The sequence below is a fragment of the Brachybacterium sp. SW0106-09 genome (assembly GCF_001293905.1).
Taxonomy (GTDB): Bacteria; Actinomycetota; Actinomycetes; order Actinomycetales; family Dermabacteraceae; genus Brachybacterium; species Brachybacterium conglomeratum.
This window is the reverse complement of record NZ_BCAK01000028.1, coordinates 16,874-38,797: the sequence shown is the minus strand read 5'-3', so window position 1 is coordinate 38,797 and position 21,924 is coordinate 16,874. Positions and strand designations below refer to the sequence as shown.

Below are 21,924 nucleotides of genomic sequence, written 5' to 3'. Positions count from 1 at the left end.
AGTACGTCCCGCCTCAGAGCCCGAGATCCAGGGGGGCGGAGCCGTCGCGGCTCATCTCGTGCACCCGGACCGTGCCGATGCCGTGGAGGTCGACCTCCTCGCCCTCCCCGAGGACGAAGCCGCCGGGCAGCGCCTTCGCGATCGCGGAGGCGGTGTCGGAGTCCACGAGCACCGCCCCCGGCCGGGCGACGGACTCCATCCGGGCGGCGAGGTTGACGGTGGGTCCGAACACGTCCCCGTAGCGGGAGAACATCGAGCCCCAGGAGAGGCCGACCCGCACGGGCGGGAGGTCGGGATCGGCGCCGATGGTCTCGGAGAGGCTGACCGCGATCTGGGCGCCGTCCTCCGGCGTGTCGGCCAGGAACATGATCTCGTCGCCGACAGTCTTGACCACGCGCCCGCCGCCGACGGAGATGATGTCGCGGCTGAGCGACTCGAAGCGGCCGACCATGTCGGCGAGCTGCGTGCCGGGCATGTCCTGGGCCAGGCGCGTGAACTGGACGAGGTCCGCGAAGCCGACGGCCCGGTGCAGGGGGAACAGCTCGTCGGTGTCGCGGTGGAGCACCTCGCTGCCGGCGCGGGCGGCATAGGCGGCGAGCTGGCGCCGGAAGGTGAACATGACCTGGGACTCGAAGGTCTCCAGCAGCTCGGGGATCTCGTCGAGCATCTGCTGGCGGGCCCGGGCGTCGTCGAGCCCGTCGGCGTGCTTGGCCTCGTCGACCAGCGCCTCGGTGATCCACATCGCGAGGCGTCCCATGTGGAAGCCCATGCCGCGGGAGATGCTCGCGAAGGCGCGCTCGGAGAGCACCCCGTCCTCGACGATCGCGGCGAGGTCGCCGATCGCCTGGGCGTCCTCGTCGGTGAACACCACGGTGTCCTCGTCCACGGGCGTGAAGCCGAGGGAGCGCCAGTACACGGAGGTGAGGCGCTCGGCGATCCCGTGCTGCTCGGCGAGGTCCCGGCGCGAGTACTTGCGCGGCCCCTGCAGGAGCACCTTCTCGAGCGCGCCGACGCTGCGACGCACGGAGGAGAAGCGGCGGTTGAGGTCGAGGATCTCCTGCTCGTCGAGGGCGGTGAGCTCCGCGTCCTCCGCGGAGAGGTCCGGGAGCTCCTGCGTCTGCGTGGACACCACGTCGACGGTCCCGGCGGGGATGCGGGTCTCGCGGGCGCCGTCCGCACCCTCGAGCGCCTCGCGCTCCCCTCGCTCGTCCATCCCGTCGGTCACAGCGCGGTCCCTCGCTTCCGAATGCCCGGCTTCTCCATGCCTGCTCCTGCTCGTGTGCTCGTGGTCGGTGTGGTGGGGACGTGCCCGGGCCGCGGGGTCAGGGCGCCGCGGGCCGCAGGTGCCGCACGTCGCCGACGTCGACGGCGATCCGCCCCTCCCCGTCCGCGCGGTCGAGCACGAGTCGCCCGTGCTCGTCGACGTCCAGGACGGTGCCGCGCAGGGCGAGGTCGACGTCCGCTCCCGCTGCGGCCTCCCCCAGGGGGGCGACCCTCACTGTCCGCCCCAGTGTGAGGCAGGTCATAGTGTAGCGGTCCCGGGTGCCGGCCGCGTCACCGTCCCCCTGGGCGGACTCGAGCGCAGCGAGCTCCTCGCCGAGCGCGGCGACCAGCGCCTCCTCGAGCGCCTCCCGCAGCCCCCGGTCCTCCGCCGGGCCGGCATCGGGGCGGAGGCCGGCCTCCCCGCGCAGCCAGGCGGCGCCGGGCACCGGCTCGCCGTCCTCGTCCAGGACCGGGCCGCGCAGGTTCAGTCCGATGCCGAGCAGCAGGTCCTCGTCGCCGCGCGCCTCGACGAGGATCCCGCCGAGCTTGCGGCCGTCGGCGGTGTGGAGGTCATTGGGCCATTTCAGGCCGATCCGCTGCTCGGCGGCCGCGGCGGGGACCGCTCGCTCGAGGGCGGCGACGACGGCGAGCCCCGCGGCCAGCGGGAACCAGCCGCGCCGGGCGGGGCCGAGGGAGGTGCGGTGGGCGAAGGTGAGGGCGAGGCTCGTCCCGTCCGGACTCGCGAAGGCGCGGCCGAGGCGGCCCCGGCCGGAGGTCTGCCGCGTCGCGGTGACGGCGAAGGGCGGCGCGTGCCCGGCGCGCAGGAGCGCGGAGGCCTCGTCCTGGGTCGAGCGGACCGCGCCGAGGCGGTGGATCCGCGGCGAGGCGGCGCCCGTCCCCTCCGAGGAGGTGTCGGGCAGTGCCGGGACGTCCATGCGCTCCTCCTGCTGCGAGACCTGCGTGACGGATCGCTCCATCCTCGCGCCGCCCACTGCATCGTTCCTGGGAGCGGCGTGGACGGATGCTCCGCGCCGGGCGTGCCGCCCCGGTCGGGGTCGGCCGCCGTCGAACCTGCGTAGCGTAGTATCCCGGTGTTCGAATCCCCCACAGCTTCAGGCGGCCGCAGGGCCGTCGCAGGAGGTCCCGTGACCGACGCCCCGCGGCCGCTCACCACCGCACAGCGACTCGAGGACCTGCGCGAGCGCGATGCCGCGGCGGTCTCCGCCGCGGACGATCTCGCCGTCCAGAAGCAGCATGCGCGGGGCAAGAAGACCGCCCGCGAGCGGATCGCGGACCTCCTGGACGACGGCTCGTTCGTGGAGACCGACCGCTTCGTGCGCCATCAGGCCAGCAGCTTCGGCATCGACGCCAAGCGCCCCGACGGCGACGGCATCGTCACCGGCTACGGCACCGTCGACGGCCGCCAGGTGTGCGTGTACTCGCAGGACTTCACCGTCTTCGGCGGCTCGCTCGGCGAGGCCCACGGCCGCAAGATCCAGAAGATCCAGGACCTCGCCCTGCGCACGGGCGTGCCGATCATCGGGATCCTCGACGGAGGCGGCGCCCGCATCCAGGAGGGCGTCGCGTCGCTGGCGATGTTCGCCGGGATCTTCAAGCGCAACACCCGCGCCTCGGGCGTCATCCCGCAGATCTCCCTGATCATGGGCCCGGCCGCAGGCGGTGCCGTGTACTCCCCCGCGCTGACCGACATCATCGTGATGGTCGAGAAGACCTCCCACATGTTCATCACCGGCCCCGACGTGATCCGCACGGTCACGGGCGAGGACGTCGGCTTCGAGGAGCTCGGCGGGGCGCGCACCCACTCCAGCCGATCCGGCGTGGCCCATTACATGGCGCCCGACGAGGCCGAGGCGATCGAGTACGTCAAGGACCTGCTCAGCTACCTGCCGGCCAACACCCTCACCCCCGCCCCGGCCTTCCCTGTGCAGGTCGAGGAGAGCCCGAACGCCGCGGACGCAGCGCTCGACTCCCTCGTGCCGGACTCCCCCAACCAGCCCTACGACATGCTCACGGTGCTGCGCACGGTGCTCGACGACGAGGAGTTCCTCGAGGTCCAGCCGCTGTTCGCGCGCAACGTGGTGGTGGGCTTCGGCCGCGTCGAGGGGCACAGCGTCGGCATCATCGCCAACCAGCCCTCGCACCTGGCCGGCACCCTCGACATCGACGCCTCCGAGAAGGCGGCCCGCTTCGTGCGCCTGTGCGACGCGAACAACATCCCGGTGCTGACCTTCGTGGACGTGCCCGGCTTCCTGCCCGGCACCGACCAGGAGTACGGCGGCATCATCCGTCGCGGCGCGAAGCTGCTGTACGCCTACGCCGAGGCGACGGTGCCGCTGATCACCGTGATCACCCGCAAGGCCTACGGCGGCGCCTACATCGTGATGGGCTCCAAGGAGCTCGGCGCGGACATCAACCTCGCCTGGCCCACCGCGCAGATCGCGGTGATGGGCTCCCAGGGCGCGGTGAACATCCTCCACCGCGGCGACCTGAAGCGGGTCGCCGAGGAGGGCGGGGACGTCGTCGCCGAGCGTCGGCGCTACGAGGCCGAGTACGAGGAGCAGTTCGCGACCCCGTACACTGCGGCCGAGCGCGGCTGGATCGACGGGGTCATCCGCCCGGCCGAGACCCGCGTCGAGATCACCCGGGCGCTGCGCGCGCTGCGCACCAAGCGCGACTCGCTGCCCACCAAGAAGCACGGGAACATCCCGCTGTGAGCGCCGGGACGAGGACCGCCGCGAGCGCGGCCGAGGCCGCGCAGGCCGCCGGGGCGTCCGGCGGCGCCGCCGTCGCACCGTCCGACGTGCGCCTGGTCGCGGGCCGGCTCGCGCCCGACGAGCTCGCCGCGATCGCCGTGGTCGTCTCCGCGATGAGCGTCACCAGCCGGCTCGAGGCGGAGGAGCGCTCCCTGGCCGACGGCGTCGGCGGGGCGAGCGCGTGGAGCTCCCCGGTGCACACCCACGTCGGCGGCCACACCGAGCGGCTGCGCCCCTCCAGCACCTGCTGGACCTTCACCGACCGCTGACCCGGCGACCCCGCCGGTCGGCCCGGAGCGCCGCCCTGCCGGCCCCGGCCCGGGAGGCCCGGCGCACGACCTAGACTGCGGCACATGTCCTCCCCGACCCCGGCCCGCACCCCCTCCGCCCTGGACGCTCTCGCGGACGGCTACGTCGACCGTCTCGCGGCGTCGGACCCCTTCCTCGCCACCGAGCTCGGCATCGCCGGGCACGACGGCGAGGTGACCGACTACTCCCCCGCCGCGGTCGCCGCACGGGAGGACCTCGCCCGCGATCTGCTCGCCGCGATCGCCGAGGTGCCCGACGCCGATGAGGTCGACGCCGTCACCCGCGCCGCCCTCTCCGAGCGGCTCGGCCTCGACCTCGAGCGCGCCGAGCAGCGCCTGGACATCGCCGCCGTCAACAACCTCGCCTCGGTGCTGCAGTCCCGCGACGTGCTCGACCAGATGCCCACCGACACCGCCGACGACTGGGAGGTGCTCGCCGAGCGGATGGCCGGCTTCCCCCGTGCGCTCGGCAGCTGGGCCGAGTCCCTGCGCGAGGCCGCGGCCGCCGGCACCGTCTCGGCGCGCCGCCAGCTGCTGCTCGGTGCGGAGCAGGCGCGCGGCTACGCGGCCGACGGCGGCTTCTTCGACGCCTTCGCGGGCGAGGCCATCGGCACCGAGGCGCAGAAGGCGCAGGTGCGCGCGTCGGCCGAGCAGGCCCGCACCGCCTATCGCGAGATCGCGGGCGTGCTCGAGTCGCTCGTGCCGCAGGCACCGGAGGCCGACGCGGTGGGCCGGGACGCCTACCAGCTCCACTCCCGCACCTTCCTCGGCACCGAGATCGACCTCGAGGAGACCTATGCCTGGGGCGTGGAGGAGCTGCGCGCGATCATCGCCGAGCAGGAGCAGGTCGCCGCGCGGCTGAACGAGCGCTACGCCACCGGCGGCGGCACCTCCGTCGCCGCCGCGAGGCAGGCGCTCAGCGCCGACCCGGCCCGGCTCCTGCACGGCACCGACGCGCTGCAGGCGTGGATGCAGCAGCTCTCCGACTCCGCGATCCGCGACCTCGCCGGCGACCACTTCGACATCCCCGAGCCGCTGCACCGCCTCGAGTGCCGCATCGCCCGCACCGGCTCCGGAGGCATCTACTACACCGGCCCCAGCGAGGACCTCACCCGGCCCGGCCGCATGTGGTGGGACGTCCCGGCCGGGACCGAGGAGTTCCGCACCTGGGAGCAGACCACGACCGTCTACCACGAGGGCGTGCCCGGCCATCACCTGCAGGTGGGCATCCAGACCCTCCAGGCCGGCACCCTGAACCGCTGGCGCGCGATGCTGTGCTGGGTCTCCGGGCACGGCGAGGGCTGGGCGCTGTACGCCGAGCGGCTGATGGAGCAGCTGGGCTATCTCGAGGACGACGGCGACCGGATGGGCATGCTGGACGCCCAGCGCCTGCGCGCCGGGCGCGTGGTGCTCGACATCGGCCTGCATCTGGGCCTTGCGATGCCGACGGGCCTGCCGGGCGCCGACGGCGGCGCCTGGGACGAGCGCACCGCCTGGGAGTTCATGACCGAGAACTGGGGCGTGGAGGAGGCCGAGCGCCGCTTCGAGCTGAACCGCTATCTGGGCTGGCCCGGCCAGGCCCCCTCCTACAAGCTCGGCCAGCGCACCTGGGAGCAGCTGCGCGAGCGCGCCACCGCGGCCGACTCCTCCCCCGCAGCGGTGCGGGACTTCCACCGCCGCGCGCTCGAGCTGGGCAGCCTGCCCCTGTCGGTGCTGGAGGGTGCGCTGTGAGCGCCGCCGCGCACGACCCGTCGGCCGGAGCGGCGAGCGCTCCGAGCGCCGACCCGATGCTCGACCCGTCGGCCAGTGCGGAGGAGCACGAGCCGCTGCTCCTGCTCGCCTCCGCCTCCGCCGGACGCCGCGCGACCCTCGCCGCGGCCGGCATCGAGCACCAGGCCCTGCCGGTCGACCTCGACGAGGACGGGATCCTCGCCGCGGCCCGCGAGGCCGCCGGCGACGCCCCGCTCGCCCCTGCCGAGGAGGTGCTGCTGCTGGCCCGTGAGAAGGCGCTCGCGGCGACCGCGCGCAGCGAGGGCGGCTTCGTGGTGCTCGGCGGCGACTCGATGCTGGAGATCGACGGCGAGGTCGTCGGCAAGCCCCACGAGCCGGCACGGGCCGCGGCGCGCTGGCGCGCGATGCGGGGACGGACCGGGGTGCTGCACTCGGGCCACTGGATCGTGGACGACCGCGATCCGGAGGACGGCGGCACAGGGGCGACCTTCGGCGCGACCGCGTCCTGCGCCCTGACCTTCGCGGACCTCTCCGACGAGGAGATCGATGCCTATGTCGCCACCGGCGAGCCGCTCGGCGTCGCCGGCGGCTTCACGATCGACGGCCGCGGTGGCCCCTTCGTCGAGTCCGTCGAGGGCGACCCGCACGCGGTGGTGGGGCTCTCGCTGCCGCTGCTGCGCCGTCTGCTCGCCGACATCGGCCTGGGGATCCACGAGCTGTGGGCACCGGTCGACGACGGCGCCGCGGAGGGGTCCGCGCCGGAGGACGATCCCGCGCCCGTCCCCGACGTGCCCGACCGGTCACGGCCTGCCGCTCCCTGAGGGGCCGCGGTACTACACTCGACCTCTGCTGCACTCCCCGGAAGGAACCTCCGCCTCATGGCCCCTCGACCCGCCAAGCCCCGCCCCCTGTCCACGGTGCTCATCGCCAACCGTGGGGAGATCGCGGTGCGCGTCGCCCGGGCCTGCAAGGACGCCGGTCTCCGGTCGATCGCCGTGTACGCCGACCCGGACCGCGATGCGCTGCACACCGTGATCGCCGACGAGGCGTACGCGCTCGGCGGCAGCACTGCGGCGAGCTCATACCTCGTCGTCGACAAGATCCTGGACATCGCCAAGCGCTCCGGCGCCGATGCGATCCACCCCGGCTACGGCTTCCTCTCCGAGCGCGCCGACTTCGCCCAGGCCGTGATCGACGCGGGCCTGACCTGGATCGGCCCGCCGCCCGAGGCGATCGAGAAGCTGGGCGACAAGGTCTCCGCCCGCCACATCGCCCAGAAGGCCGGAGCCCCGCTGGTCGCCGGCACCAAGGACCCGGTCAAGAACTCCGACGAGGTCGTCGACTTCGCCCGCGAGCACGGCCTGCCGATCGCGATCAAGGCCGCCTTCGGCGGCGGCGGGCGCGGTCTGAAGGTCGCCCGCGAGGAGTCCGAGGTGCGCGAGCTGTTCGACTCCGCGGTGCGCGAGGCCGTCGCCGCCTTCGGCCGCGGCGAGTGCTTCGTGGAGCAGTTCCTCGACTCGCCCCGCCACGTCGAGACCCAGTGCCTGGCCGACATGCACGGCAACGTGCAGGTCGTCTCCACCCGTGACTGCTCCCTGCAGCGCCGCCACCAGAAGCTCGTCGAGGAGGCGCCCGCGCCCTTCCTCACCTCCCAGCAGCGCGCCCAGCTGGTCTCCTCCTCCAAGGCGATCCTGCGCGAGGCCGGGTACGTCGGCGCCGGCACCTGCGAGTTCCTCGTCGGCAAGGACGGCACCATCTCCTTCCTCGAGGTCAACACCCGCCTCCAGGTCGAGCACCCCGTGACCGAGGAGGTCGCGGGCGTGGACCTCGTGCGCGAGCAGCTGCGCATCGCCGCCGGGGAGCGGGTCAGCGAGGAGGACCCCGTCACGCGCGGCCACTCCTTCGAGTTCCGCATCAACGGCGAGGACCCCGGCCGCGGCTTCATGCCCGCCCCAGGCCGCATCCAGCGCTACGACGTGCCCTCGGGCCCGGGCGTGCGGATCGAGTCGGGCGTGCGCGCCGGCGACGAGGTCTCCGGCGCCTTCGACTCGATGCTCGCCAAGCTCGTCGTCACCGGCGCGACCCGGCAGGAGGCGATCGAGCGCTCCCGCCGCGCCCTGGCCGAGTTCCGCATCGACGGCATCCCCACCGTGCTGCCCTTCCACCGCGCGGTGATGGAGGACCCGGCCTTCACCCCGGAGGACGCCGAGGAGCCCTTCTCGGTGCACACCACCTGGATCGAGACCGAGTTCACCGGCGACCTGCCCGCCGCGCCGCTGCCGGCGCAGCCGGAGGAGCCCGAGGACCGCGAAGCCGTGGTCGTCGAGGTCGACGGGCGCCGCGTCGAGATCAGCCTGCCCGCCTCCCTGCGCGCCCCGCAGGCCGCGGTGCGCCAGCGCCGCAAGCGCCAGCACCGCGGTGCCGGCGAGGGCGCCGCGGGCGGCAACGGCGTGACCGCGCCGATGCAGGGCACGATCGTGAAGGTCGCCGTCGAGGAGGGCCAGACCGTCGCGGACGGCGATGTGCTGGTGGTGCTCGAGGCGATGAAGATGGAGCAGCCCATCACCGCCTCCCGCTCCGGCGTGGTCAAGGGCCTGAACGCCGAGATCGGCGCGACCGTCTCCGCCGGCGCGGTGCTCTGCTCGATCGAGGACTGAACCGGCTCGGGCGCCACCGGCCCGCCCCCGCACAATTCTGCGCTCCGGGCGTGACCTCAGCACCGTAGAGGCGTTGAGGTCACGCCCGGAGCGCTTTTGTGTGCGCTGCGCCCTGCCCCGGTGGGCTCAGGGCGCATCGGGGTGCGCTGCGCCCTGCCCCGGCGGGCTCAGGCGCTGCCGCCGGCGAGCACCTTCTGCCGCGCCACCTCGGCGAGGGAGCCGGTCAGCGAGGGATAGACGGTGGAGGTGCCCGCGAGCTGCTCCGCGGTCAGGCGGTGCGCGACGGCGAGCGTGTAGGGCAGGATCAGCTCGCTCGCCCGCGGCGCGACCACCACGGCGCCGAGCACCGTGTGGGAGTCGGGGCGCACCAGCAGCTTCACGAAGCCCTCGTCGATGCCCTGCATCTTCGCGCGCGGGTTCGTGTCCAGGCCCAGCATCAGCACGTCGGCCCGCACCTGGCCGGAGGCGACCTCCTGCTCGCTCACCCCGACCACCGCGATCTCAGGGCTGGTGAAGATCGCGGAGGAGACCTGCGCGGCGATCAGCGGGGAGACCGCCTCCCCGAGGGCGTGGTGCATCGCGATCCGTCCCTGCATCGCCGCGACCGAGGCGAGCGGGTACACGCCGGTGCAGTCCCCCGCGGCGTAGATGCCCCGCACGGAGGTGCGCGAGACCCGGTCGGTCTCGATGTGGCCGCTCTCGCGCACCCGTACCCCCGCGGTGAACAGTCCCAGATCCGAGGTCCAGGGGACCCCGCCCAGGGCCATCAGCGCGTGGCTGCCCTCGATCTCCTCGCCCGAGGTGAGGGTGACGACGACCCCGTCGGCCGTGCGCCGCGCCCCGGCGGCCCGGGAGCGGGAGCGGACGGTGACGCCGCGGCGCGCGAAGGCGTCCTCGAGCACGTCGGCGGCGTCGGCGTCGGTGCCCGGCAGCACCTTCTCGCGCGAGGAGACGAGGGTGACCTCGCTGCCGAGGGCACGGTAGGCGCTGGCGAACTCGGCGCCGGTCACGCCCGAGCCGACCACGATCAGGTGCTCGGGCAGCTCCTGCAGCGAGTACAGCTGGGTCCAGTTCAGGATCCGCGCGCCGTCGAAGGGCGCGGTCTCGAGCTCCCGGGGGCGGGCGCCGACGGCCAGGAGGATCACGTCGGCCTCGAGCACACGGGTCTCCCCGTCCGTGCCGCTCACCTCGACCCGGTCGGGGCCGTCGAGGCGGCCGCGCCCGTCGAGCACCTCGACCCCGGCCGCGGCTAGGCTCTGGCGGATGTCGGCGGACTGGGCGTCGGCGAGTCGGCGCACGCGCGTGTTGACCGCGTCGAGGTCGACGTCGAGGGTCTCGGCGGTGGGGGCGGCGCCGTCGTCGGCGTCCCGGATCCCGAGCTCCCGGGAGCCGGCGACGAGGTCGAGCACCTCGGCGGTCGCGATGAGGGTCTTGGACGGCACCACGTCGGTGAGCACCGCCGCACCGCCCACGCCGCGGTCCGCGACCAGGGTGGTGCGGGCGCCCTGGCGGGCCGCCGTGAGCGCGGCCTCGTAGCCGCCGGGCCCTCCGCCGATGATCACCACCTGCACGTCGTCGCCGCAGCGGGGCACACGGCGGGGGTCGGCGGGGATGGCGGTGCTGGGATCGTCCACGCCGCCATCATCCCAAGGACCTGTGACGTCGGGGGCGGTTTCCGGGAGGCCGCCCGAGCGGGCTTCGCACCGCCCCCACCCTGCGCTACCTTCGGTCCATGACTGCATCGAGCACCGATCCGTACCAGCTCGCCCACGACGCCGCCGCCGCGATCGCCGAGGCCAGCTCCGTCCCCGCCCACGACCTCGCGCTGGTGCTCGGCTCGGGCTGGGCCGGGGCCGCGGACCTCCTCGGCCAGACCGTCTGGCAGGCCGACGCGACCTCCATCCCCGGCTTCCGCCCGCCGGCCGTCGCCGGGCACGTCGGCACGCTGCGCTCGATCCGCGTGGAGGGCACCGGCGCGCGGGCCCTCGTGCTCGGGGCCCGCACCCACTTCTACGAGGGCGCGGGCGTGGACGCGGTCGTGCACGGCGTGCGCACCGCCGCCGCGACGGGCGCGCGCACGATGGTGCTGACCAACGGCTGCGGCGGCATCGACCCGTCCTGGCGTCCGGGCACGCCGGTGCTGATCAGCGACCAGATCAACTTCACCGGCGCGACCCCGCTGGTGGGCGCGAACTTCGTGGACCTCACCGATCTGTACACCCCGGCGCTGCGCGCGATCGCGAAGGAGGTCGACCCCTCCCTCGACGAGGGCGTGTACATGCAGTTCTCCGGCCCCACCTACGAGACCCCGGCCGAGGTGCAGATGGCGAGGACCATCGGCGCGCACCTGGTCGGGATGTCCACCGCGCTCGAGGCGATCGCCGCCCGCGAGGCCGGCCTGGACGTGCTGGGCATCTCGCTGGTGACGAACCTCGCCGCGGGCATCTCCGGGGAGGCGCTCAGCCACGAGGAGGTGCTCGAGGCGGGCCGGGAGGCCGGTCCGCGCATCTCGCGCCTGCTCGCCGAGACGGTGCGGCGGATCACCACGGCATCGGCCGACGGCGAGGGCGCCCCGGCCGGAGCCGACGGGGGCGCGGCATGAGCCCCGAGCCCGCTGCCGCTCCCGGTCCCGCCGACGACGGGACGATCGCCGGCGAGGCAGGCGCCGCCGGTCCGGCCGGCGACGCCCCCGGCCCGGACGCCGAGCTGCGTGCCCGGGTCGCCGCCTGGATCGCCGACGACCCCGATCCCGTCACCCGGGCGGCGCTCGAGAACCTCCTGGAGCAGGCGGATGCCGGCGACGCCGCGGCCGCCGAGGAGATCCGCGACGCCTTCTCCGGCGATCTGGAGTTCGGCACGGCCGGGCTGCGCGGCCGCATGGCCCCGGGACCGCGCCGGATGAACCTCGCCGTGGTCTCCCGCGCCGCGCGCGGCCTGGCCGACCATCTCACCGGCGACCTCGGCCTCGAGCAGCCGCTGGTCGTGATCGGCTTCGACGCCCGCCACCGCTCCGAGGACTTCGCCCGCGCCTCCGCCGCGATCATGACGGCGGCCGGCTGCCGCGTGCATCTGCTGGAGCGGCACGGCCCGACCCCGCTGATCGCCTTCGCCGTCCGGCACCTCGGCGCCGACGCGGGGATCGTGGTCACCGCCTCCCACAACCCGCCCGCGGACAACGGCTACAAGGTCTACCTCGGCGGCCGCGCCTCCGCGCCCGACGGGCAGGGCGTGCAGATCGTGCCGCCCTCGGACGCGCAGATCGCCGCCCGCATCGCCGCCGTCGGCCCCGTGCGGGAGATCCCCCGCGCCGCGGGCTGGGAGGTGCTCGGCGAGCAGCTGCGCGAGGACTATCTCGCCGCGATCTGCGCGCTGCCGGACCCGGAGGGGCCGCGCCAGGTGCGGATCGTGCACACCGCGATGCACGGGGTGGGCACCGAGACGGCGCTCGCGGCCCTGCACCGCACCGGCTTCGCCGAGGTGCACCCGGTCGCGAAGCAGGCCGATCCGGACCCCGACTTCCCCACCGTCACCTTCCCTAACCCGGAGGAGCCCGGCGCGATCGACCTCGCCCTCGAGCTCGCCCGCACCCTCGAGGCCGACGTGGTCATCGCGAACGACCCCGATGCGGATCGCTGCGCCGCCGCGGTGCTCGACCCGCACCTGGGCGACTGGCGGATGCTCACGGGCGACGAGCTCGGCGTGCTGCTGGGCGACCACCTGATCCGCCGCCACGGCTATGCGGGGACGGTCGCGAACTCGGTCGTCTCCAGCCGCTGGCTGGGACGGATCGCGCAGGCGGCGGGGCTCGAGGCCGCGACGACGCTGACGGGCTTCAAGTGGATCGCCCGTGCGCCCGGGATCGTCTTCGGCTACGAGGAGGCGATCGGCTACTGCGTGCTGCCCGAGGTGGTGCGCGACAAGGACGGCCTCTCCGCCGCGCTGATGGTCGCCGAGATGGCGGCGCTCGCGCGCGCCGAGGGAACCACCCTGGTCGGACGACTGGACGAGCTCGCCCGCGAGCACGGACTCTTCGCGACCTCGCAGCTCTCGCTGCGGGTCACGGAGCTCGCCGAGCGGGACGTGATGATGGCGCGGCTGCGCGCCGAGCCGCCCGCCGCGCTCGCGGGCAGCGAGGTGAGCGACGTGCAGGACCTCGCCGAGGGCTCGGCAGAGACCACCGGCCTCCCCGCGACCGACGGAGTGCTGCTCGCCACCGCCGACGACGCGCGCGTGATCGTCCGCCCCTCCGGCACGGAGCCCAAGCTCAAGTGCTACATCGAGGTGCGCGAGGAGGTCCCCGCCGGGGCCGACGAGGCGGCGCTGGGCGAGGTGCGCCGTGCGGCCTCGGCGCACCTCGAGCAGATCACCGAGGAGATGCGCACCGCGCTCACCGGCGCCTGATCACTGCTCTCCCCGGCGCCTGAGCGGCGCGTCCCGTCGTCGGACGGCACGAGGCCCGGCAGGGGGCCCTCCCTGTCGGGCCTCGTGCGATGAGGGGTGAGGTGTCCCCGCGCGGGGACGACGACTGCTCAGTAGCCGGAGCCGGTGCCGCCCTCGAGGATGGCCTTGGAGGAGGACAGGCCCAGCCGGCTCGCGCCCGCGGCGACCATAGCCTCGGCCGCCTCGCGGGTGCGGATCCCGCCCGAGGCCTTCACGCCCAGGCGGTCGCCGACGATCTCGCGCATGAGCGCGACGGCGTGCTCGGAGGCGCCGCCCGCGGGGTGGAAGCCGGTGGAGGTCTTCACGAAGTCGGCGCCGGCGCGCTCTGCGGCCTGGCACACGGCGACGATCTGCTCGTCGTCCAGGGCGGCGGACTCGATGATGACCTTGAGCAGCACCGGGGCCTTCGCGACATCGCGGACGGCACGGATCTCGTGCTCGACCTGCTCGTACTCCCCGGCGCGGGCGAGGCCCACGTTGATCACCATGTCGATCTCGTCGGCGCCCTTGGCGACGGACTCGCGCGCCTCGAAGGCCTTCACCTCGGCGCTGTGCTGCCCGGAGGGGAAGCCGCAGACGGTCGCGACCTTGACGCTCGTCTCGACGGGGAGCATCGAGGGCGAGACGCAGATCGAGTAGGTGCCGAGGCCCTCGGCCTCGCGGGCGAGGGCGTCGACGTCGGCGCGGACCGCCTCGGGCTTGAGCAGGGTGTGGTCGATGAGCTGGGCGAGCTGTGCGTTCTCGATGGAGGACATGCACGGAATCCTCCCACGGCGCGGCCGTGCCCGTCGACGCGGCGGGAAGGTCGCGGCGCAGTAGGATCGTCGTCCATGACCGGCCCTTCCGCGCTCCCCCGTCCGCCGCGCCGCATCGTCATCGTCGCCGGGCCCTCGGGCAGCGGGAAGGGCGTGATGTCGCGCCGTGCGGGACTGCCCACGGTGCCGCTGGACGAGTTCTACCGCGACCACGACGATCCCTCCCTCCCCCGCCGCTTCGGGATCGTGGACTGGGACGATCCGGCCTCCTGGAACGCGGGCGCCGCGCTCGAGGCGCTCGTCGCCCTCGCCCACGACGGGGTCGCCGAGGTGCCCGTCTACTCGATCCCCCTCTCCCGCCGCACCGGCACCGCGACCCTGCATGCCGAGGAGGCGGAGCTGCTGATCGCCGAGGGGATCTTCGCCGCGCAGCTGATCGCGCCGCTGCGGGAGATGGGGCTGCTGGCCGACGCGATCGTGCTGCAGCGCCCCACCCCGGTGGTGTTCACGCTGCGCCTGGTCCGGGACCTGCGCGAGGGCCGCAAGCCGCCGCTGACCCTGCTGCGGCGCGGCTGGGGGCTGGCCCGTGACCAGCACGGGGACCTCGAGCGCTGGAAGGAGGCGGGGATGCGCCCGGTGGGCCTGCGCGAGGGCACGCGACTGATGCGGCGTCTCACCTCCTTCGCCGCGGCCGAGCGGCACCAGCGACCGACCGCGGACGGCGCCGGGACGGTCCTCGAGATCACCGCGGTCGCCTTCCTGCGCGAGGGCCCGGACGGGGAGGAGCTGCTCGCGGTGCGCAAGCGCGGCACCGGCTCCTACATGCAGGTGGGCGGCAAGCTCGAGCCGGGCGAGTCCGCGCTCGAGGCGGCGGTGCGCGAGGTGGAGGAGGAGCTTGGCGTGCGGCTGGACCCGGCCGGTCTCGACCTGCTCGGCGACTTCGAGGCGGTCGCCGCGAACGAGCCGGGCACCCGGGTCCGTTCGACGGTCTTCGTCTGCCGCCACGAGCTCCCCGAGCCGCTGACGGTGCGGGCCGAGCTCGCCGACCACCGCTGGTTCCCCCTGACGGGACGGACGGCGAGCGTGCGCCTCGCCCCGCTCATGACCGAGCACATCCTCCCGGCGCTGCACGCCCGGAACGGTTCGCCGCTCCCCTGACACGCCCCACAGGCACGCCGAGCACCCCGCCACTCCCCGACACGCCGCACAGGCACGCCGAGAACACTGATCTCAGGGGTTCCTGCCGGAGAACGGTGTTCTCAACGCACGCCCCACGGCGTGTCGGCGCACGGTGACCGGGCCTGGCCGCACGAGGCGCACGGTGACCGGGCCTGGCCGCACGAGGCTCACCCGGCCGGGCCGGGCCCGGGTCAGGCGATCCGGTCCAGCACGATCCGGTGCTCGGGGACGTCGGTGCCGGGCGCGGCGAGGGTCCAGGAGCCCTCGAGCGACTCGAGGGCGCGGCCCATCCGCTCCGGGGTGTCGGTGTGGAGGCGGGCGAGCACGTCCCCGGCCCGGACCTCCTCGCCCAGGTGCTTCTCGATCTCGAGGCCGGCGGCGGCCTGCACCGCCTCGCCCGGGCGGGAGCGGCCCGCGCCCAGTCGCCACGCCGCCACGCCCACGCCCATCGCGTCCAGGCCCGTGACCACGCCGTCCTCGGTGGCGCGCAGCTCCTCGACGTGCGCCGCGACCGGCAGCGGCGCGTCCGCGTCGCCGCCCTGGGCCATGATCATCGCGCGCCAGGTGTCCATGGCGCGGCCGTCCGTCAGCGCGGCGTCGACGTCGGCATCGCGCACCCCGGCGGCCTCGAGCATCTCGCGGGCCAGCGCGACGGTCAGCTCGACCACGTCGGCCGGTCCACCGCCGGCGAGCACCTCGAGCGACTCGCGCACCTCGAGGCCGTTGCCGGCGGTGCGGCCCAGCGGCGCGGACATGTCGGTGAGCAGGGCGACGGTGCGCACCCCCGCATCGGTGCCGAGGTCGACCATGGTGCGGGCGAGCTCGCGGGCATCGGCCTCGTCCTTCATGAAGGCGCCGGCACCAGTCTTCACGTCCAGGGTGAGCGCGGCAGTGCCCTCGGCGATCTTCTTGGACATGATCGAGGAGGCGATCAGCGGGATCGCCTCGACGGTGGAGGTGATGTCGCGCAGGGCGTAGAGCTTCTTGTCCGCCGGGGCGAGGCCGGAGCCGGCCGCGCAGATCACGGCGCCGACGTCCGCGAGCTGACGCATCATCTCGTCGTTGCTGAGCGAGGCGCGCCAGCCGGGGATCGCCTCGAGCTTGTCCAGGGTGCCGCCGGTGTGTCCGAGCCCGCGCCCGGACAGCTGCGGCACGGCGACGCCGAAAGAGGCGACCAGCGGGGCGAGCGGCAGGGTGATCTTGTCGCCGACGCCGCCGGTGGAGTGCTTGTCGGTGGTGGCCTTGGCGAGGGAGGAGAAGTCCATCCGCTCGCCGCTGGCGATCATGGCGGCGGTCCAGCGGGCGATCTCCTCACGCTCCATGCCGTTGAGGAACACGGCCATGGCAAGGGCGGCCATCTGCTCCTCGGCGACGACGCCGCGGGTGTACGCGTCGATGACCCAGTCGATCTGCTCGGGGCTGAGCCGCTGCCTGTCGCGCTTGGTGCGGATGACGTCGACGGCGTCGAAGGGCTCGACGGCGGGGCGGGAGGTCTGGTCGGTCATGGCGTGCTCCTGGGGTGGTGGAGGGCGGCGGAGATCAGCGGGCGGGGCGAGCGGCCGGGATCGGCGCGGCCGGGTGCACAGGGCGGGGTCAGAGGGCGAGGTCGGAGGGGCCGAAGGCCTGCGGCAGCACCTCGGCCATCGTGCGCGGTCCCTCGGGGGTGAGGATCACGAGGTCGGTGCCGGCGTGCTCGGACAGCAGCTGGCGGCAGCGCCCGCAGGGCATGACCACCGCGCGCTCGTCGCGGGCGAGGGACTCGTCGCCGCCGACGCACACGAAGCGGTGCAGCTTCCCGCCGCCGCCGGCGATGAGGTCGCTGATCAGCCCGCACTCTGCGCACAGCGTCACGCCGTAGCCGGCGTTCTCCACGTTGCAGCCGCGCAGCAGGCGGCCGTCCTCGGCGAGCGCGGCGGCGCCCACCCGGAAGCGGGAGTACGGGGTAAAGGCGCGCTCGGCGATCGCACGGGCCTCGGCCAGGAGGGTCTCGAACTCGGCAGGGGCGGTCGGCGCCGGGGACGCAGGGTCGTTCGCGGTCATGTGCTCGATGCTCTCACTGCGGGGGCTCGGGAGGGGAGGAACGCGCCGCCCCGGGAGGGCGGATCGCGACATGCGGCGCCGCTCCCCGGGACGACGGGTCGCGATGCGCGACGCCGCGACCCGGGGACGACGGGACGCGGCGGCGCGGTGCCGCCCGGCGGGGCGGCGGGAGGTCACTGCTTGACGTAGGGCTGCCCGTCGGCCGCGGGGACCCGCACCCTGCCCACCACGCCCGCGACCGCGAACAGCGCGACCACGTACGGGAGCATGAGCAGGAAGTCGCCGGGGATGGAGACCCCGCCCTCGGCGGCGGACATAGTGCCCAGGCGCAGCTGGAGCGAGTCCGCGAAGGCGAAGGTCAGCGCCGCCAGCAGCGCGCCGACGGGGTGGTAGCGGCCCAGGATCATCGCGGCCAGCGCGATGTAGCCCTTGCCCGCGCTCATCTCCTCGCCGAAGGCGACGCCGGTGCCGATGGTGAGGGTCGCACCGCCCAGGCCCGCCACGGCGGCGCCGAGCAGCACGTTCTTCCAGCGGGTGAGGTTCACGGCGATGCCGACGGTGTCCGCGGCCTTGGGGTGCTCGCCGACGGCGCGCACGCGCAGCCCCCAGCGGGTGCGGAAGAGCGCGATGGTCAGCCCCGCGACGATGATCCACATGAGATAGACGAGGATGTTCTGCTCGAACAGGACCCTCCCGATCACGGGGATGTCGGCCAGGACCGGGATCCCCAGGGTGGGCAGGCGCAGCGGCGCGTTGAACAGCCCGGGGTTGTCCCGCATCACGGTGCCGAAGAAGAACGAGGTCACGCCGATGGCGAGCACGTTCAGGACGACGCCGACGATGATCTGCTGGACCTGGTAGCCGACGGCGAAGAGCGCCAGCAGCGCGCCCATGATCAGGGCGACCAGCGGGGCAGCGAGCAGGCCCAGCCACACGTTCCCGGTGAGGGAGCCCACCAGCGTCGCGCCGAAGGCGCCGAACAGCAGCTGACCCTCGATCGCGATATTGATGACGCCCGCGCGCTCGGAGAGCACTCCCGACAGCGCCCCGAAGGCGAGCGGCACGGCCAGCACGATCGTGCCCTGCAGCAGCGTGGTCACGTCGAGGGAGCGCTGGGAGATCACCCAGGTCATGAAGGCGAGGACCCAAGCGGCGGCGAACACGGCGATGAGGGCGATGCGCACGCCGCGGGAAGGGCGGGCCCGGCGCGCATGGAGGACCCAGAGCCCGGCCGAGGCGGCGAGCGCGAGGACCGACAGGGCGATCGCCCCGCCCTGCGAGGGCAGGGTGACGCGCTCGGGGACGATGCCGAGGGGGTTCAGGTCGGTCTCGCGGGCGAGCGCGAACACCGACTCGGCGCCGGGCAGGCCGCGCAGCCCGAAGAACACCAGCGCGATCAGACCGAGCACGGTGGTGGTGGCGGGCAGGTGCCACCAGCCGGCGGGGCGGGAGTCGTCCAGACGCTTCTCGACGACGGAGTCGTCGGCGACGACCACGGGGGCGGTGCTCATCGGTGGTCCTCCTGCGCATCGGTGGTGTCCTCGCCGCGCTCGGGCGCGGGGGCGGTCCCGTCGGACGAATCCTGTCGGGCGTGCGTGCCGGTCCCGGAGGATCCGGCGGGCGGCGCGTCGCCGGGCGGCGCTCCCCCGTCGACGGGCACGTCGGCGCGGTGGGCGCCGCCGGAGGAGCTGCCGTCGGACCTGCCCGCGGCGGGCCCGTCGGCCGTCGTGCCCGGGGTGGCGGAGGTGGTCGAGGCACCGGCCGCGGCGCCGACCGTCGCGGGGACCTCGACGGCGCGGGTGCGGCGGGCGCGGCGCGCCCCGGCGCCGGGGTGGTCGATGCGGCGCAGGCCGATCAGGGTGCGCACCAGCGGCGGCGCGGCGATGAAGAGCACCACGAGCACCTGGATGACCTGCACGAGGTCCAGCGGCACGCCCTGGTTGGTCTCCATGAAGCGCCCGCCCGTGGACAGGGCCGCGAAGAGCAGGCCTGCCAGCACGATGCCGACGGGGCCGGAGCGGCCCAGCAGCGCGACCGTGATCGCGTCGAAGCCGATGTTGCCGGCGACGCCCTCGGTGAGGCGGCGCTCGGTGCCCAGCACGTGCACGGCCCCGGCGAGGCCCACCAGGGCGCCCGCGACGGCGAGGACCAGGAAGGCGGTGCGGGCCGGGGAGATGCCGGCGACGCGGGCGGCGCGCGGGTTCGAGCCGACGGCCCGGAAGTGGAAGCCGAGGGTGGAGCGGCTCATCAGCCACCACAGCAGCACGGCGGCGCCCGCGGCGAGGAAGAGGCCGGCGTGGAGGCGGAACCCGCCGCCGAGCAGCAGCGGCAGGGTCGCGTTCTCCCCCACCGACGGGGAGGTGGGCTGGGACTGGTTCGCGCCGGTGAACGCGGTGGTCTTCAGCGCGAAGAACAGCAGGTAGGTCGCGATCCAGTTCAGCATGATCGTGCTGATGACCTCGTTGGCGCCGAAGCGGGCCTTGAGGAAGCCGGCGATCCCGCCCCACACGCCGCCGGCGAGCACGCCCGCGAGCAGCGCGACCAGCAGGTGCAGCACGACGGGGAGCTGGACCGCGAAGCCGACGTAGCCGGCGGCCATCGCGCCGACGATCAGCTGGCCGGTGCCGCCGATGTTGAACAGGCCCGCGCGGAAGCTGACGGCCATGCCGGCCGCGGCGATGATCAGCGGGGTCGCGACGGTGAGGGTCTCGGTCAGGGGGCGCAGCCCGGCGGCGAGCGCGGGGAAGAGCACGTAGGTGCCGGAGCCGCCGGCCTCGCGCACGTCTTCCGCGACGCGGGAGAAGCCCGGCCCGTCGAAGACGGCGCCGCGGAACATCGCGCCGTAGGCGTGGGTGACGGACTGCCAGATCGCGGTGAGCGCGTCGGAGGGGCGGGCGAAGAAGTAGCCGAGGGTGGTGCGGACCTCCTCGTCGGCGATGACGATCAGCACCGAGCCGATGAGGAAGGCGAACACGAAGCTCATCACGACCACCAGCAGGTCGCTGCGCGCGATCGACTGGAGGGTGCGGGCCAGCGCCGTCTCGGCGCGCTCCTCGGGCGGCGGGGCGTCGGCGGCGCCCGCGCCGACGCCGGGCGCGGAGCCGGCGGCGCCGGTCTCGGAGAGGGTGCTCATCACGCGATGTCTCCTTCGTCGGCGAGCTGGCTGTCGGTGGTGCGGGCGCCGGCGGCGACGGCCTCACGGGCGGCCTCGGCGGTGTAGCCGGCCATCATCAGGCCCAGCACGTCGCGGTCCTCGTCGCCGGGGACGATGCCGAGGATGCGGCCGCGGTACATCACGGCGATGCGGTCGGCGAGCTGGGTGACCTCGTCGAGCTCGGTCGAGACGATCACGACGGGGGTGCCCTTGTCGCGCTCGTCGAGGATGCGGCGGTGGAGGAACTCGATCGAGCCGACGTCCACGCCGCGGGTGGGCTGGGAGGCGATCAGGAGCGCCAGCTCGCGGTTCAGCGCACGGGCCATGACGATCTTCTGCTGGTTGCCGCCGGACAGCGTGGACGCGGCCGATGCCGCCGATCCGGTGCGGATGTCGAACTCCGGGATCAGCTTCTTCGCGTTCTCGGCGATGGCCTTCAGCGACATCGACACCGCCGTGCCGAAGGGGGCGCGGTCGTGCTGGTCCAGCACGAGGTTCTCGGCGACGGAGAAGTCCGCGACCAACGCGTCGTGGGTGCGGTCCTCGGGGACGAAGCCGACGCCGGCGTCGAGGATCTGCTTGGTGGAGCGGCCCACCAGCTCGCTCCCCTCGAGGCGGGCGGAGCCGGCGACAGTGTCCTGCAGGCCCAGCAGCGCCTCGGTGAGCTCGGTCTGGCCGTTGCCCTGAACCCCGGCGATGCCGAGCACCTCCCCGTGGCGCACCTCGAAGGAGACGCCGTCGAGGGTGCGGGTGCCGGCCTGGTCGGTGACGCGGAGGTCCTCCACCTCGAGGGCGATCTCGCCGGGCGCGGCGGGCGCCTTCTCCTGGGCGAGGGAGACCTGGCGGCCGACCATCAGGGAGGCGAGCTCGGCCTGGTCGGCCGATGGATCGGCCTCGCCGACCACCTTGCCGCGGCGGATCACGGTGATCCGGTCGGAGACGGCCTTGACCTCGCGGAGCTTGTGGGTGATGAAGACGATCGAGGTCCCCTCGTCGCGCAGCTGGCGCATGATCGCCATCAGCTCGTCGGTCTCGTACGGGGTGAGCACGGCGGTGGGTTCGTCCAGCACGAGCACCTCGGCGCGACGGCTGAGGGCCTTGATGATCTCGACGCGCTGCTGGGCGCCGACGGGGAGGTCCTCGACCAGCGCGTCGGGGTCGAGGTCGAAGCCGAAGCGTGCGGAGATCTCGCGCACCAGCTTGCGGGCGGCGGCGAGGTCCAGGAGACCGCCGCGGGTGGGCTCGTTGCCCAGCACCATGTTCTCGGCGACCGTGAAGACGGGCACGAGCATGAAGTGCTGGTGGACCATGCCGATGCCGGCCGCCATCGCGTCGCCCGGGTCGGAGAAGCTGACGGGGCGATCATCCAGGAGGATCTGGCCCCCGTCAGGGCGGTACAGCCCGTACAGCACGTTCATCAGGGTGGACTTGCCCGCGCCGTTCTCCCCCAGCAGGGAGTGGATCTCCCCCGGTTCGACGACCAGGTCGATCGCATCGTTGGCCACGAAGGACCCGAAGGTCTTCGTGATGCCGCGCAGTTCGAGCTTCACAGCACTCGCTTCCGTCGGTGCCGGCCGAGCTGCTCGGCCGTGCGGTGTGGGACATGGGACGCGGTCCCCGCCC

The 21,924-nt window shown here is 74.1% G+C and carries 17 protein-coding genes; 8 read left to right on the top strand and 9 right to left on the bottom strand.

Going from position 1 to position 21,924, the window contains the following annotated elements:
- Nucleotides 1-13: 13 nt before the first annotated feature.
- Nucleotides 14-1,225: an adenylate/guanylate cyclase domain-containing protein gene (locus Y09_RS12325; protein WP_234695721.1), complete on the bottom strand. Its 1,212-nt coding sequence runs from the start codon at nt 1,223-1,225 to the stop codon at nt 14-16.
- 97 nt (nt 1,226-1,322) lie between these two features.
- Nucleotides 1,323-2,198, bottom strand: coding sequence for a biotin--[acetyl-CoA-carboxylase] ligase (locus Y09_RS12320; RefSeq protein ID WP_234695720.1), 876 nt, complete (start codon nt 2,196-2,198; stop codon nt 1,323-1,325).
- Nucleotides 2,199-2,408: 210 nt separating this feature from the next.
- Here Y09_RS12320 and Y09_RS12315 point away from each other — a divergent pair, with 210 nt between their 5' ends.
- The 5 genes from Y09_RS12315 (at nt 2,409) to Y09_RS12295 (ending at nt 8,733) form a co-directional block, all read left to right on the top strand.
- Nucleotides 2,409-3,998, top strand: a complete 1,590-nt coding sequence (locus tag Y09_RS12315; RefSeq protein WP_053917983.1) for an acyl-CoA carboxylase subunit beta — start codon at nt 2,409-2,411, stop codon at nt 3,996-3,998.
- A complete protein-coding gene (locus Y09_RS12310; protein WP_053917982.1) occupies nt 3,995-4,306 on the top strand; it encodes a hypothetical protein in 312 nt (103 codons plus the stop codon). Before Y09_RS12315 ends, Y09_RS12310 begins: the two co-directional genes overlap by 4 nt.
- Nucleotides 4,307-4,390: 84 nt before the next feature.
- A complete protein-coding gene (locus tag Y09_RS12305) occupies nt 4,391-6,076 on the top strand; it encodes a DUF885 domain-containing protein (protein WP_053917981.1) in 1,686 nt (561 codons plus the stop codon).
- A gap of 56 nt (nt 6,077-6,132) precedes the next feature.
- Nucleotides 6,133-6,897, top strand: coding sequence for a nucleoside triphosphate pyrophosphatase (locus tag Y09_RS12300; protein ID WP_053917992.1), 765 nt, complete (start codon nt 6,133-6,135; stop codon nt 6,895-6,897).
- A 57-nt stretch (nt 6,898-6,954) separates the two neighbouring features.
- Nucleotides 6,955-8,733: a biotin carboxylase N-terminal domain-containing protein gene (locus tag Y09_RS12295; RefSeq protein ID WP_053917980.1), complete on the top strand. Its 1,779-nt coding sequence runs from the start codon at nt 6,955-6,957 to the stop codon at nt 8,731-8,733.
- A 167-nt stretch (nt 8,734-8,900) separates the two neighbouring features.
- Here the strand turns inward: Y09_RS12295 and Y09_RS12290 are convergent, their stop codons facing one another.
- Complete coding sequence (locus tag Y09_RS12290) at nt 8,901-10,367, bottom strand: NAD(P)H-quinone dehydrogenase (protein ID WP_082358818.1); 1,467 nt, start codon at nt 10,365-10,367, stop codon at nt 8,901-8,903.
- A gap of 98 nt (nt 10,368-10,465) precedes the next feature.
- Here Y09_RS12290 and Y09_RS12285 point away from each other — a divergent pair, with 98 nt between their 5' ends.
- Together Y09_RS12285 and Y09_RS12280 are read left to right on the top strand one after the other, a co-directional pair.
- A complete protein-coding gene (locus tag Y09_RS12285) occupies nt 10,466-11,335 on the top strand; it encodes a purine-nucleoside phosphorylase (protein WP_053917979.1) in 870 nt (289 codons plus the stop codon).
- A complete protein-coding gene (locus tag Y09_RS12280) occupies nt 11,332-13,134 on the top strand; it encodes a phospho-sugar mutase (protein WP_234695719.1) in 1,803 nt (600 codons plus the stop codon). Before Y09_RS12285 ends, Y09_RS12280 begins: the two co-directional genes overlap by 4 nt.
- 128 nt (nt 13,135-13,262) lie before the next feature.
- On the opposite strand, the gene deoC is transcribed toward Y09_RS12280, so the two are convergent.
- The gene (deoC, locus tag Y09_RS12275) at nt 13,263-13,928 is read right to left on the bottom strand and encodes a deoxyribose-phosphate aldolase (RefSeq protein ID WP_053917978.1); all 666 of its coding nucleotides are present in this window, start codon (nt 13,926-13,928) and stop codon (nt 13,263-13,265) included.
- A gap of 75 nt (nt 13,929-14,003) precedes the next feature.
- Here deoC and Y09_RS12270 point away from each other — a divergent pair, with 75 nt between their 5' ends.
- A complete protein-coding gene (locus Y09_RS12270; RefSeq protein WP_053917977.1) occupies nt 14,004-15,086 on the top strand; it encodes an NUDIX domain-containing protein in 1,083 nt (360 codons plus the stop codon).
- 212 nt (nt 15,087-15,298) lie between these two features.
- On the opposite strand, the gene Y09_RS12265 is transcribed toward Y09_RS12270, so the two are convergent.
- The 5 genes from Y09_RS12265 to Y09_RS12245 form a co-directional block, all read right to left on the bottom strand.
- A complete protein-coding gene (locus tag Y09_RS12265) occupies nt 15,299-16,612 on the bottom strand; it encodes a thymidine phosphorylase (RefSeq protein ID WP_053917976.1) in 1,314 nt (437 codons plus the stop codon).
- Nucleotides 16,613-16,700: 88 nt separating this feature from the next.
- The gene (locus Y09_RS12260) at nt 16,701-17,147 is read right to left on the bottom strand and encodes a cytidine deaminase (RefSeq protein WP_053917975.1); all 447 of its coding nucleotides are present in this window, start codon (nt 17,145-17,147) and stop codon (nt 16,701-16,703) included.
- 173 nt (nt 17,148-17,320) lie between these two features.
- Nucleotides 17,321-18,658, bottom strand: a complete 1,338-nt coding sequence (locus Y09_RS12255) for an ABC transporter permease (RefSeq protein WP_053917974.1) — start codon at nt 18,656-18,658, stop codon at nt 17,321-17,323.
- Complete coding sequence (locus Y09_RS12250; protein WP_053917973.1) at nt 18,655-20,280, bottom strand: ABC transporter permease; 1,626 nt, start codon at nt 20,278-20,280, stop codon at nt 18,655-18,657. Before Y09_RS12250 ends, Y09_RS12255 begins: the two co-directional genes overlap by 4 nt.
- Entirely contained in the window at nt 20,280-21,851 is a 1,572-nt protein-coding gene (locus Y09_RS12245; protein ID WP_053917972.1) for an ABC transporter ATP-binding protein, read from the bottom strand. The genes Y09_RS12250 and Y09_RS12245 overlap by 1 nt, the downstream gene beginning before the upstream one ends.
- Nucleotides 21,852-21,924 lie beyond the last annotated feature (73 nt).